The sequence below is a fragment of the Paraburkholderia caballeronis genome (genome assembly GCF_900104845.1).
Lineage (GTDB): Bacteria > Pseudomonadota > Gammaproteobacteria > Burkholderiales > Burkholderiaceae > Paraburkholderia > Paraburkholderia caballeronis.
The window spans coordinates 2,099,638-2,111,556 of record NZ_FNSR01000002.1 but is presented as its reverse complement, the minus strand read 5'-3'; the positions used below and the strand labels follow the sequence as shown (position 1 = coordinate 2,111,556).

Genomic DNA, 11,919 nt, shown 5'->3' with positions numbered 1-11,919 from the left:
CATTCAGGAACCCAGATGAACGCGCCACTATCCGAAGGACTCGATATTCTGCACGTCAGCAAACGCTACGGCGCCGGCGACTCCGCGCTCGTCGTGCTCGACGACGTCACACTGCGCGTTCGCCCCGGCGAATTCGTCAGCGTGCTCGGCGCGAGCGGCTGCGGCAAGTCCACGCTGCTGCGGCTGATCGCCGGGCTCGATGCCGGCTACAGCGGCGCGATCATGATGCGCGGCGAACGCGTGCACGACACGTCGCTCGAACGCGGGATCGTGTTTCAGGACCATCGGCTGTTTCCGTGGCTCACCGCGTCGCAAAACATTCTCGCCGCGCTGCGCAACGCGCCGCTGTCCGAGCGCGAGAAGCGCGACGCGGTAGCCGCGCATATCGCGCTCGTCGGCCTCGAAGGCTTCGAAAACGCGTACCCGCATCAACTGTCCGGCGGCATGGCGCAGCGGGTCGCGATCGCGCGCGGACTCGTGAACCGTCCGCGTGTGCTGCTGCTCGACGAACCGTTCGGCGCGCTCGACGCGCTGACGCGCAGCCGCCTGCAAAACGAGCTTCAGCGCATCTGGGAACGCGAACGCATCACGATGATTCTCGTCACGCACGACGTCGAAGAGGCGATCTATCTCGGCGAGCGCGTCGTCACGATGGCGCCGCGTCCCGGTCGCATCCGGCGCATCGTCGATGTCGCGCTGCCCCGGCCACGCGATCGAAGCGATCCGCGCTTCGTGCAACTGCGCGACGAAGTGCTGGCCGAGTTTGTCGGCGAACACGATGCGACGCACGACGATACGCGCGCGAACATCGAGCGTCGCAATGAAACGCCAGCGCCCACTGCACGCACCGCATGACGGGCATCGATTAAATGCGCATCCACCCCGCACTTTCACGGAGTTTCCGATGAGCGACAACAACAAACAAAAACGCCAGATCAAGCTCGGTGCGTTCCTGATGGAAACGGGACACCACATCGCCGCATGGCGGCACCCGGACGCCCTCGCGAGCGGCGGCCTCGACTTCGCGCATTACGCTGAACTCGCGCAGATCGCCGAACGCGCGAAATTCGACACGATCTTTTTCGCGGACAGCGTCAGCGTGCGCGACGACAACCTCGCATCGCTGTCGCGCACCGCGCGCGCCGATCACTTCGAGCCGCTCACGCTGCTGTCCGCGCTATCGGTCGTGACGAAACAGATCGGCCTGATCGCAACGGTATCGACGACCTTCAACGAGCCGTATAACCTCGCGCGCAAGTTCGCGTCGCTCGACCATCTGAGCGGCGGGCGCGCCGGATGGAATCTCGTCACGTCGAACACCGAGTCGGAAGCGCACAACTTCAACTTCGAGAAGCATCTCGACCACGAAGTGCGCTACGAACGCGCGCGCGAGTTCTACGACGTCGTCGCAGGGTTATGGGACAGTTGGGATGACGATGCATTCGTCCGCGACAAGGCGAGCGGCGTCTATTTCGACGCGGACAAGCTGCATGTGCTGAACCACCATGGCAAGCACTTTCGCGTGCGCGGCCCGTTGAACGTCGCGCGTTCGCCGCAGGGATGGCCCGTCGTCGTGCAGGCGGGCGCATCGGAAACAGGCCGTGAACTCGCCGCGCAAACGGCCGAGGTGATCTTCGTAGCGCACCAGACGTTCGCGGAAGCGCAGTCGTTCTATCGCGACCTGAAGGCGCGTGTCGCGCGTTACGGCCGCCACCCGGACCATCTGAAGATCATGCCGGGCATCTTCCCGGTGGTCGGCCGCACCCAGGCGGAAGCCGAGGAAAAATTCGACGCGTTGCAATCGCTGATTCAGCCGACCGTCGGCGTGTCGCTGCTGTCGAAGATGATCGGCGGCGACGTGGATCTATCGCAGTATCCGGTCGACGGGCCGGTGCCGGAACTGCCGGAGACCAACGGCGGCAAGAGCCGCCAGCGGCTGCTGTTCGATCTCGCGCGGCGCGAGAACCTGACGATTCGCGATCTGTATCTGCGCATTGCCGGCGCGCGCGGACACCAGCAGGTCGTCGGCACGCCGCAGTCGATCGCGGACCAGTTGCAGCAATGGTTCGAGGAAGAAGGCGCGGACGGTTTCAACATCATGTCGCCGTGGCTGCCCGGCGGGCTCGCCGAATTCGCGACGCTCGTCGTGCCGGAGCTTCAGCGGCGCGGACTGTTCCGCACCGAATACGAAGGCCGCACGCTGCGCGAGAATCTCGGATTGCCGCGCCCCGTCAACCGCTACGCGCAATCAAACCACGTCGCTGCGGCGGCGCTCGCCGGCTGACGCTTTGCTCGTTCGCGAACCCGACCTGTGCCGACTGCAAAGCGGCACAACGGAAATTTAATTGCCGATACGAAACGACCCGCCGGCACTCGATGCGCCGGCAGGTCGCGTGATTCCGATCGTCGTATCGAACTACCCGATCGTCAAACCGCCGGCCAGCGCGCGTCGGCGACGACCAGCTTCTTCGGGATCAGCTTCAGTTCCGTAAACGTATCCGCGATCTGCTGCTGATACGCAAGCGTCGCGGCATCGATCGGCTGCACGCCGTAGCTGGAACGTTTCAACGCGACTTCAAGCGTCCCCGCGTCGAGCCCGACGAGCGGCGACAGCTGTGCGGCCACGGCCGGCACGTTGTCGCGCGCCCAGTCGTCGATCTTGCCGATCTCGTCGAGCAGCGCATGCACGACCTGCGGCTGTGCGTTCGCGAACTTGCGGGTCGCGAGATAGTACTGCGTGTTCCGCACGAGCCCGTCGCCGTTCGCAATCGAACGCGCATTCGCCTGGCGCTCGATCGCGGCCAGATACGGATCCCAGATCACCCACGCATCGACGCTGCCGCTCGTGAACGCCGCGCGCGCATCGGCGGGCGCGAGATAGACGGGCTGAATGTCGGTGTACTTGAGGTTCGCCTTCTGCAGCACCTTCACAAGCAGATAGTGAACGTTCGACCCCTTGTTCAGCGCGACGCGCTTGCCGCGCAGATCCGCCGGCGTGCGGATCGGAGAATTTTGCGCAACGACGATCGCCTCGCCCTGCGGCGCCGGCGGCTCGCTGCCGACATACACGAAATCGACGCCGCCCGCCTGCGCGAAAATCGGCGGCGTTTCGCCGACCGTGCCGACGTCGACCGCGCCCGCGTTCAGCCCTTCGAGCAGTTGCGGTCCGCCCGGAAATTCGAGCCACTGCACGCCGATGCCGAGCGGCGCGAGCCGCTTTTCGAGCGTGCCTCGCGCCTTCAGAACGACGAAATTGCCGTATTTCTGGAAGCCGATTCGCAGCGTCTTGCTGCCCTGCGCCTGAGCAGCGCCGCTGGCCGCGGCAAGCCCGGCCGCCGCGCCGACTCCGGTTGCGCCGCGCACCGCGGCAAACGTCGCGGCCCCGGCCGCGGCTTTCAGCAGCGCGCGGCGCGTGCCGTTTGCTGTGTGGTCGTCCTGCGTGTATTTCGACATCGTGTCCCTGCCTGCAAATGGTCAATCAAATCAATTCAACGCGACTGCCGCCGCCGCGCCCACCGGCGAACCCTGCAGCGCGATCGACGCGCGTCCGTCCGGACCGACCGGCACGTCGCCGACCAGCGTCGTCCGGTACAACTGGCGGTCGAACTCCAGGTCGAAGATGTCGGACGGCGCGAGATGCGCGGTGCTGCGGTTGTCCCAGAACGCGACGCTGCCCGCTTCCCATTTGAAACGCACCGTGAATTCAGGCCGGGTCACGTGCTCCCACAGCAGTTCGAGCAGCACCTGGCTTTCGCGCGGACTGACGCCGACAATTTCCTTCAGGAAACTCGGGCTGACGTACAGCGCGCGTTCGCCGGTTTCGGGATGCACGCGCACCAGCGGATGTTCGGCGATTAGCGTGTGTTGTTCGACAGCCTTGTCGAATACGTCGGTGCCGCTCGTCCCGGCCGGCGCCGCGAAACGATGCACGCCGCGCAGCCCGTCGACGAACGCGCGCAGCGGCGCGGACAGTTTTTCGTAGGCGATCACGAGATTCGTCCACTGCGTGTCGCCGCCGTATGGCGGGATCGTCACGCCGCGCAGGATCGATGCATACGGCGGATTGACCGCGGCCGTCACGTCCGTATGCCAGCCGGTCCACGGACGCAGCAGCGACTGGCCGGCAAAGCGCGTCGCCTTGCGATACTTCGCGATCGAATAGACCTGCGGATAACCGTCGACGTGGCCGAACACCGGATGCCCGGGCGTCAGTTCGCCGAACTGCGCGGAAAACGCGATGTGCTGCTCATGCGACAGGAACTGCTCGCGAAAGAACATGACGCGCCACTTCAGCAGCGCCGCGCGAATGGCGGCGATCTGCTGCGGCGACAGCGGACGCGCAAGATCGACGCCGCGAATTTCGGCGCCGATGTGCGCGGACAGCGGAACGACCTCGATCGAATGCGGATGCGGCTCCGCGACGACGGCTGCGCTCATCGGAAACTCCTCGGATCACGCGTGAGCGCGCGGATGCACGAAGGCAATCTGCGCGCGGACGGGTATGCATCATGCGTGGCGACGAGCGAGCGGGTCAACGAATCGCTTCGAATATTTTCTGCTACGTATTTCGTATCAGAAAATCTATCTTTTGCAGGAATGCCCGGTCGCGCGAAGCCGTGTCAGCGTAAACTCCCGCCTGTTGTCATCCGATTCTGTTGATCATGAGAAAGCGAGAAAACTCCACGCCGGACAAACATCCCCCCCAGCCGCACGCCGGGCACGACGATTCGTGCGGGTGCGGCCTGCTGCATCTGCTGGAAGGCGTGGACGAATTTACGCAACACGTCTTTCCTGGCAACAAGGAGTTGTTCCAGAGCCTCGCGCACAGCCAGGCGCCGCATACGCTGTTCATCACCTGCGCGGATTCGCGCGTATCGCCGGAGATGATCACGCAGACGCGTCCCGGCGAACTGTTCGTCTGCCGCAACATCGGCAACATCGTGCCGGCCTATGGCGAGATGCTCGGCGGCGTATCCGCGGTGGTCGAGTTCGCGGTGCTCGCGCTGAACGTGCAGCAGATCGTGCTGTGCGGCCATACCGACTGCGGCGCGATGAAGGGGCTCGCGTCCGGCGGCGCGGCGACTACCGACATGCCGACCGTGCATGCATGGCTGCGCAATGCGGAAGCCGCGCGCAGCGTCGTGCAGACGCGCGGCCTCGAAGGCGATGCGGTCGTGCAGGCGCTGGTCGAGGAAAACGTCCGGCTGCAACTGACGCACCTGAGCACGCATCCGGCCGTCGCGGCCCGCGTTGCGCAAGGCCGTCTGCGGTTGCAGGGCTGGGTCTACGACATCGGACACGGCAAGGTAGCCGTGCTCGACGAGGCGCACGGAAGTTTCCAGTCGCTCGCGGAAGCCCGCGCGCGGCTCCAGCGCAAGCTGACCGCGAAATAACGCCGGTCGCGAGGCTGAATACGGCGCGGACCCGATCGGAAAACGGGAAAAATCCGCGCCGCCCCCCATTTTTCACCCCTGTTCCAATCGGAAACGAAGCACTGGCGCGGCTCTCCAGCCATCGCCAAAAAGTGTTGCGGATTAGGTATTTACCCTAATCGGGTTTCCGATTAGAATCCGCCCCGTGTCGAGAAAAGTGGCGAACCGCCGCAGCCGAAACAAGAAGAATCGAAGGCCCGTTGCGATAAAGCTTTAGCTTGCGCAGTACCGTCTCACCCCACTCGCATCCTCCCTTCGCTGTCGCGCCAATGAGGCGCTAGTCGTCGGCGCAACGCCCCGAACAATTCAGCCCGAAGTCCCGCCTGACAAGCGCCGCCACCGCGGTGCGGCTGTCGCTCGCCCCTACGGGCCGGCGGGATGACGGACCAAGGACGAATGCCCCAAGGAGTCGATCACATGGATTACGCGTTAAAGCCGGTGCAACTGGTCGAAGTCAAGCTGCTGCTCCATCCCACCGACCTTCGCCGCGCGCAGAGCGCCGCGCGCGAAGCCAATCTGACCGAGCGCGATTTTTATGCGCTCGCCATCCATCTCGGCACCGCCGAGATCCTGCATTCGGTGCGCCGGCCCTGAACCGATGCCGGCGCCGACCGTTCGCGTCGATCGCGCGACGTTACACCGGCGACGGATTGCGTTCCGCGAACCCTTCCTGATGCCAGTACGGATACACGGGCCGCACCGCGCTCGCCGCATCGAGTTTCGCGACCTGCTCGGCCGTGAGGTTCCAGCCGACCGCGCCGAGGTTCTGGCGCAACTGGGCCTCGTCGCGTGCGCCGATCAAAACGGTCGACACCGTCGGCCGTTGCAGCAGCCAGTTCAGCGCGATCTGCGGAATAGTTTTCCCGGTTTCCTTTGCGATATCGTCGAGCGCATCGACCACGCGGTACAGATACTCGTCCGGCACTGGCGGCCCCTGCTCGGCCGTCTTGTGCAGACGGCTCGTTTCCGGCAGCGGCTGGCCGCGGCGAAGCTTGCCGGTCAGCCGGCCCCAGCCGAGCGGACTCCACACCACCGCGCCGACGCCCTGGTCTATGCCGAGCGGCATCAACTCCCATTCGTAGTCGCGACCGATCAGCGAGTAATACGTCTGGTTCGCGACATAGCGCGGATAACCATAGCGATCCGCGACCGCGAGCGACTTCATCAGGTGCCAGCCCGAGAAATTCGACACGCCGGTGTACAGGATCTTGCCGGCGCGCACGAGGTCGTCGAGCGTCGACAACACTTCTTCGACCGGCGTCCGCGCATCGAAGCCGTGCAGCTGGAACAGGTCGATGTAGTCGGTCTGCAAACGCTTGAGCGCGGCATCGACCGCACGCGTCAGGTGAAACCGCGACGAGCCGACGCTGTTCGGGCCGTCGTCGAAACGAAAGGTCGCTTTCGTCGAGATGAGCGCCTTGTCGCGGCGGCCTTTCAGCGCCTCGCCGAGAACGGACTCCGATGCGCCGCCTGAATAGATGTCCGCGCTGTCGAACATCGTCACGCCCGCGTCGAGGCAGATGTCGATCAGGCGGCGCGCTTCCGCGACATCGGTCGCGCCCCACGCCTCGAAGAATTCGCCCTTGCCGCCGAAGGTTCCAGTGCCGAAGCTGAGTACCGGAACCTTGAAGCCGGACGCGCCCAGAAATCGATATTCCATCGTGATCCTCCGCGGAAAGTTGGTTGGCGAACAGCCGATGAGTGTACGCGCGTCGCCCGAAGTCTGCACCGCGTTGCCGATCGGCAACCCGCTGTACAGCGGCGCTTTCCTGTTGGAAACTGACGGCTTTGCCGCGCGGGCCGATGCGTCCGCTGCCGGCGTCGCTCCGATCCGCTCCAACAACAGGCATATACCGATGACCCGATGTTTCCTCGCTCACGCACCGCATTCGTTGCGCGCGCGTGGCTTCACCTGCGCGTCCTGCAAGGACGCGCGATGACGAACACGACTTCCCGCACGACGTCGGTCGGCTGGCTGCCGTACATCGTCGCCGCGACGTTCTTCATGGAGTATCTCGACACGACGGTGATCGCCACCGCGCTGCCGCAGATGGCGCACTCGTTCGGCATCGGCCCGAACAGCCTGAGCCTCGGGATGACCGCGTACATGCTCGCGCTCGCGATCTTCATCCCGGTGAGCGGCTGGGTCGCGGATCGCTGCGGATCGCGGACGGTGTTCTTCAGCGCGATCGTCACGTTCACGCTCGCGTCGGTGTTGTGCGGGCTGTCGCAGAACGTCGCCGAGTTCACGGCCGCGCGGCTGCTGCAAGGGATCGGCGGCGCGATGATGGTGCCGGTCGGCCGGCTGATCGTCGTGCGCAGCACCGACAAGAGCCGGCTGATGCAGGCGATCTCGACGATCACATGGCCCGCGATCGCCGCGCCGGTGGTCGGACCGCCGATCGGCGGCTTCATCACCACCTATGCGTCGTGGCGCTGGATCTTTCTGCTGAACGTGCCGTTCGGCATCGCGGTGCTCGTCGCGGTCGCGACGCTCGTGCCGAACCTGCGCGGCGAACAGCGCAAGCCGCTCGACGTCGTCGGCCTCGTGCTGAGCGGCGCGACGTTGACCGCGCTGCTGTACGGCGCGGAAATCGCGAGCCAGCCGGGCGAAAATCCGTGGACCGCGGGCGCGATCGTCGCGCTGGGCGTGGCGCTCGGGTTCGTCGCGTTCGCGCATGCGAAACGGCATCCGCATCCGCTGATCGACGTATCGACGCTGAAGATCCCGACGTTCTCGGTGACCGTCGTGACCGGCTCCGTCACGCGCATCGGCATGGGCGCAGTGCCGTATCTGATGCCGCTGCTGTTTCAGGTCGGTTTCGGGCTGTCCGCGTTCAAGTCGGGGCTGCTGCTGCTCGCGAGCGCGGTCGGCAACCTCGGGATGAAGGCGCTGACGACGCGCATCCTGCAACGCTGGGGATTCCGCGCGGTGTCGATCGTCGATGTCGCGATCGCAGCGGCGGCGACGATCGCGTGCGGACTGCTGACGCCGGACGTGCCGCTCGCGATCGTGCTGATCGTCGTGTTCGTCTATGGCGTCACGCGTTCGATGCAGTTCTCGACGCTCGCGACGCTCGCCTACGCGGACGTGCCGCAACCGCAGATGAGCGGCGCGAGCACGCTATGGAGCGCGGCGATGCAGATGACCCAGGGGCTCGGCATTGCATTTGGCGCGGTGTCGCTGAGAGTCGGGGCCACGCTGAACGGCGAAACGACCGGTCATGTCTTCACGCTCGACGACTTCCGGTTCGCGTTCCTGCTCGCCGGCATCATTACGCTGGTGTCGGTCGGCGGATACATGCAGATGGCGCGCGACGCGGGGCACAACGTCGGCGGCGGGTCGCGGCGGCAGCGGGCGTGATTCAAGTGCAGGCGGTGCAGCTTCGTCGTCCGCTGCACTGTCGTTGCGCCTCTTGTGACGCATGCAGCGTGAATTTCGCTGCATGCCAGTATGTTGCATGATGCCCGCAGTGGAGCGCCGCCGAAGCGGCTGGAACGCAGCACATCGTTCCGTGCGCGTCGTTCTCTCTGCCATGATTCCTTCATGGAGCGCGAGTCACGCGCGCCATCGGCTCCTGGCGAGTCGGGCATGAAGTGAAGCGCGCTGCCCGTGCAGCTTCGTTGCCTGTTGCATCGGCGTTCGGCTTTCGCGATTCACGTTGCATGACCTCGCAGCAACGTCGAGGCCATCATCGGAACGCAACATTCTCCCGTGTACGTGATGCCTGCTCCCACGTTTCTTCACACGGCGCAGGCTCGCATGAACGTGAAGCGCGGACGATACAACCGCGTTGCTCATTGCACGGTGATGCAGCTTTCGCGATTCATGCTACACGGCCCCGCAGCACCGCCGAGGCCGCTGAAAATACAGCATTCTTCCGCGCGCGCGATCCCGCCTGCCGCCCGCTAGTCGGACAAACTCGCTCGCACGGTGAATTCCTCTTCATCCGGCGGCTCGACATCGCGGCCCTTCACCCGCACCGTCTGAAACTCTGCGGACAGCGGCTCGACCGGATAACCATGCCGCTCCCACGCATCGAGCCCGCCCTTCAGCGCCTTCGCGTGATAGATGTGCTTGCTGCGCAACTGGTTGACGATCCGCTTCGCGGTCGCCTCGTTCGGGCAGACGCAGTAGACGACGATCGGCCGTTCGAGCAGTTCCGGCGGCAGCGGCTCGTCGGAATCGAGGTTCAGCGGACGCGCGCCCGGAATCCGGTACGCCTCCTTCTCGCGCACGCTGCGCGGACGCGCATCGAACACGACCGGCGGCACCTCCGACTTCAGCATCTCGTCGAGCTGATCCGGCGTGATCCGGCGATGCGCAAGCCAGCGCCGGAACTGCAACCGGCGCAGCCACCGATACGCGAGGAACAACACGCCGGCCACCGCCAGCACGTCGAAAATCGTGCCGCCGTTCGCACGCACGAACTGTGAGAAAAAGGCAATCTGATCGTGCGCGACCGCGCCGCCGAGCAGCCATGCGCCGGCCCACAACGATGCGCCGACCGCGTCCCACAACAGGAAAATCCGCGTTTCGATCGACGTCGTGCCGAGCAGCGGCGCCGCGATCAGCCCGAGGCCCGGCACGAACTTCGCGACCGACAGGATCGGCGCGCCATGGCGCTCGAACACGTTGCGCGCGACGCGGATCGTCGTATCGAGCGACAGCGAATAACGCACGAGTCCGTTCAGCAGCCGGCGGCCGCGCAGCCGTCCCGCGGTGAACCACAACGAATCGGCGAGCAGCGTCGCGCCGACCGCCGCCAGCAGCAGGTTCACGTACGACGCCTCCCCCATCGCGGCCATCGTGCCCGCGAGCACGAGCACCGGTGCGGCGGGCAGCGGCACGCCGAGCTGCGTGACGAGCACGCTGAGAAAAACCGCGCCGGCGCCGAAGTCCGGCGGAATCGCGGTGGGAAGGTTCCACATGTCCGGGTTCCTGCTTTGGGGTTCCTGCGATGAAACAGTTTGAGGCGGCGGCCAGCATCGCACTTCGCCGCCCGATCGGTGAGAGTACCCTGGATAGGTGAAACTTTGCTGCCAGTATCTCGAATTCCGATCGGCAACAGGCGGCGCGCACGAGCGTTCGTTGATGCAAACCGTGGGGGCGAGCGCGGCAGGCATTCGGACTAGCCGGAACGGAGCAACGCGGGTTCCCACGCAAACGTCCGCGCGACAAGCGTCAGCGACGGGGTTGCCGATGGGAGAAAAGCGTCCGTGAACACCCATCCGCCGCACGCAGACGACGCTTTGACGCCCCGAATGCAAGGGTGCTAACCTGCTAATTCGCCGTTTTTCAACCGCTTTCTTATCCAGAAATCATGCGCCACTGGCGTCTCGACCGGCCGCAACCCGCCGGCCAGTTCGATCTGTCGCGCGTCACCGGCCTCGTCGGCGCGATCGGCCACGACGACGCCAACGCGCTCGCGTCCGAAGTGCTGCACGCGCTCGGGCCGGCCACGTCGGTGTCGCAATGCACGATCTTCGCGTACGAGTTCGGCAACCGGCCGCGCACGGTTTCGGTCGCCGATCATCGCGGCGGGCGCTTCCTGCGCGACGTCGCCGATACGTATGCGCGGCTTTTCTACGTGCTCGACGGCAACCAGCAGATCGTCACCGCCGCGCCGGCCGACCGTCCGGACCCGTCGCTGGTGCTCCACTGGCAGACCAGCGCGGATATCGCACACGAAGGCTACCGCAACGCGTGGTACTCGCAGCCGGACGTGTCGGACCGGTTGTCGCTGCTGCTGCAACCGGCCGCCGATATCTGGCTGTCGGTGAACCTGTATCGCGTGCGCGACGCCGGCAACTTCCTGCCCGGCGAGATCGAATTCGTCGAGACGCTTGCACCGCTGATCGGCCACGCGGCGCGGCATCACTATGCGTTGCGCGGACAGAGCCAGATGGGCATCCCGCAGATGATGCTCGCGCGGCTGCGCGGGTTATGCCCCGACCTGTCGAAGCGCGAACTGGACGCGCTGCGCGGCGTACTCGAAGGACACACAGCGGCCGAGATCGCCGAACGGATGGGCGTGAAGCCGTCGAGCGTCGTGACTTACCAGAAACGTGCTTATCAACGACTCGGAATTTCCAGTCAGCGACAGTTGTTCGCGTTGTGCGTCAGTTAGGAAAACCGCCGCAGTCGCGCGATTACTGACGCCCCCAAAAATCTCCCGCAAATTCAGGCTCGCCGTGCTTCGCCGGGCCGACTGGCCCTCTGCCTTCTACGCGGAAACCGCCTATCCCGTTAGCCGGCTGCAAGAAGCAGACGCCAGTTCCAGCCGGTTTCCGATCGACTACAAAAAGCATCGCTCCGGCACACCGCGCAACGAAGCGTCGCCCGCCTGACGAACGGCTTTCCGATCCGGAATATCCGTCGCGACAAAACCCCGATCGCCAGGCACCACGCCGCCCCACCCCCCTTGCACGGGGACCCGCACGAACCCGCCCCCTGTACCCAAATTGAGGACAGCCCCGGATACGC

At 65.2% G+C, this 11,919-nt stretch carries 11 protein-coding genes; 7 read left to right on the top strand and 4 right to left on the bottom strand.

Going from position 1 to position 11,919, the window contains the following annotated elements:
- Positions 1-15: 15 nt before the first annotated feature.
- On the top strand, positions 16-855 hold the full coding sequence (locus tag BLV92_RS25900; RefSeq protein WP_090550663.1) for an ABC transporter ATP-binding protein: 840 nt from the start codon (positions 16-18) through the stop codon (positions 853-855).
- 49 nt (positions 856-904) lie between these two features.
- Positions 905-2,284 (top strand): LLM class flavin-dependent oxidoreductase, encoded by a 1,380-nt coding sequence (locus tag BLV92_RS25895; RefSeq protein ID WP_090550659.1) that lies wholly within the window; start codon positions 905-907, stop codon positions 2,282-2,284.
- Positions 2,285-2,427: 143 nt separating this feature from the next.
- Here the strand turns inward: BLV92_RS25895 and BLV92_RS25890 are convergent, their stop codons facing one another.
- Positions 2,428-3,453, bottom strand: a complete 1,026-nt coding sequence (locus BLV92_RS25890) for a sulfonate ABC transporter substrate-binding protein (protein ID WP_090550658.1) — start codon at positions 3,451-3,453, stop codon at positions 2,428-2,430.
- Between the two features lie 30 nt (positions 3,454-3,483).
- Positions 3,484-4,437 carry a TauD/TfdA dioxygenase family protein gene (locus tag BLV92_RS25885; protein WP_090550655.1) on the bottom strand — a complete coding sequence of 318 codons (954 nt, stop codon included), beginning with the start codon at positions 4,435-4,437 and terminating at the stop codon, positions 3,484-3,486.
- A 224-nt stretch (positions 4,438-4,661) separates the two neighbouring features.
- Here BLV92_RS25885 and BLV92_RS25880 point away from each other — a divergent pair, with 224 nt between their 5' ends.
- Together BLV92_RS25880 and BLV92_RS32230 are read left to right on the top strand one after the other, a co-directional pair.
- Positions 4,662-5,393, top strand: a complete 732-nt coding sequence (locus BLV92_RS25880; RefSeq protein ID WP_090550652.1) for a carbonic anhydrase — start codon at positions 4,662-4,664, stop codon at positions 5,391-5,393.
- Positions 5,394-5,849: 456 nt separating this feature from the next.
- A complete protein-coding gene (locus tag BLV92_RS32230) occupies positions 5,850-6,026 on the top strand; it encodes a hypothetical protein (protein WP_166676948.1) in 177 nt (58 codons plus the stop codon).
- Positions 6,027-6,066: 40 nt separating this feature from the next.
- On the opposite strand, the gene BLV92_RS25875 is transcribed toward BLV92_RS32230, so the two are convergent.
- Positions 6,067-7,092, bottom strand: coding sequence for an aldo/keto reductase (locus tag BLV92_RS25875; protein WP_090551469.1), 1,026 nt, complete (start codon positions 7,090-7,092; stop codon positions 6,067-6,069).
- 1 nt (position 7,093) lies between these two features.
- Here BLV92_RS25875 and BLV92_RS31805 point away from each other — a divergent pair, with 1 nt between their 5' ends.
- Together BLV92_RS31805 and BLV92_RS25870 are read left to right on the top strand one after the other, a co-directional pair.
- Positions 7,094-7,372 (top strand): hypothetical protein, encoded by a 279-nt coding sequence (locus BLV92_RS31805; RefSeq protein WP_134045273.1) that lies wholly within the window; start codon positions 7,094-7,096, stop codon positions 7,370-7,372.
- Positions 7,369-8,796, top strand: a complete 1,428-nt coding sequence (locus tag BLV92_RS25870; protein ID WP_090551467.1) for a DHA2 family efflux MFS transporter permease subunit — start codon at positions 7,369-7,371, stop codon at positions 8,794-8,796. Before BLV92_RS31805 ends, BLV92_RS25870 begins: the two co-directional genes overlap by 4 nt.
- A gap of 545 nt (positions 8,797-9,341) precedes the next feature.
- On the opposite strand, the gene BLV92_RS25865 is transcribed toward BLV92_RS25870, so the two are convergent.
- Positions 9,342-10,364: a VTT domain-containing protein gene (locus tag BLV92_RS25865; RefSeq protein ID WP_090550650.1), complete on the bottom strand. Its 1,023-nt coding sequence runs from the start codon at positions 10,362-10,364 to the stop codon at positions 9,342-9,344.
- A gap of 392 nt (positions 10,365-10,756) precedes the next feature.
- Here BLV92_RS25865 and BLV92_RS25860 point away from each other — a divergent pair, with 392 nt between their 5' ends.
- The gene (locus BLV92_RS25860) at positions 10,757-11,563 is read left to right on the top strand and encodes a helix-turn-helix transcriptional regulator (protein WP_090550647.1); all 807 of its coding nucleotides are present in this window, start codon (positions 10,757-10,759) and stop codon (positions 11,561-11,563) included.
- The last annotated feature ends 356 nt before the right edge of the window (positions 11,564-11,919 follow it).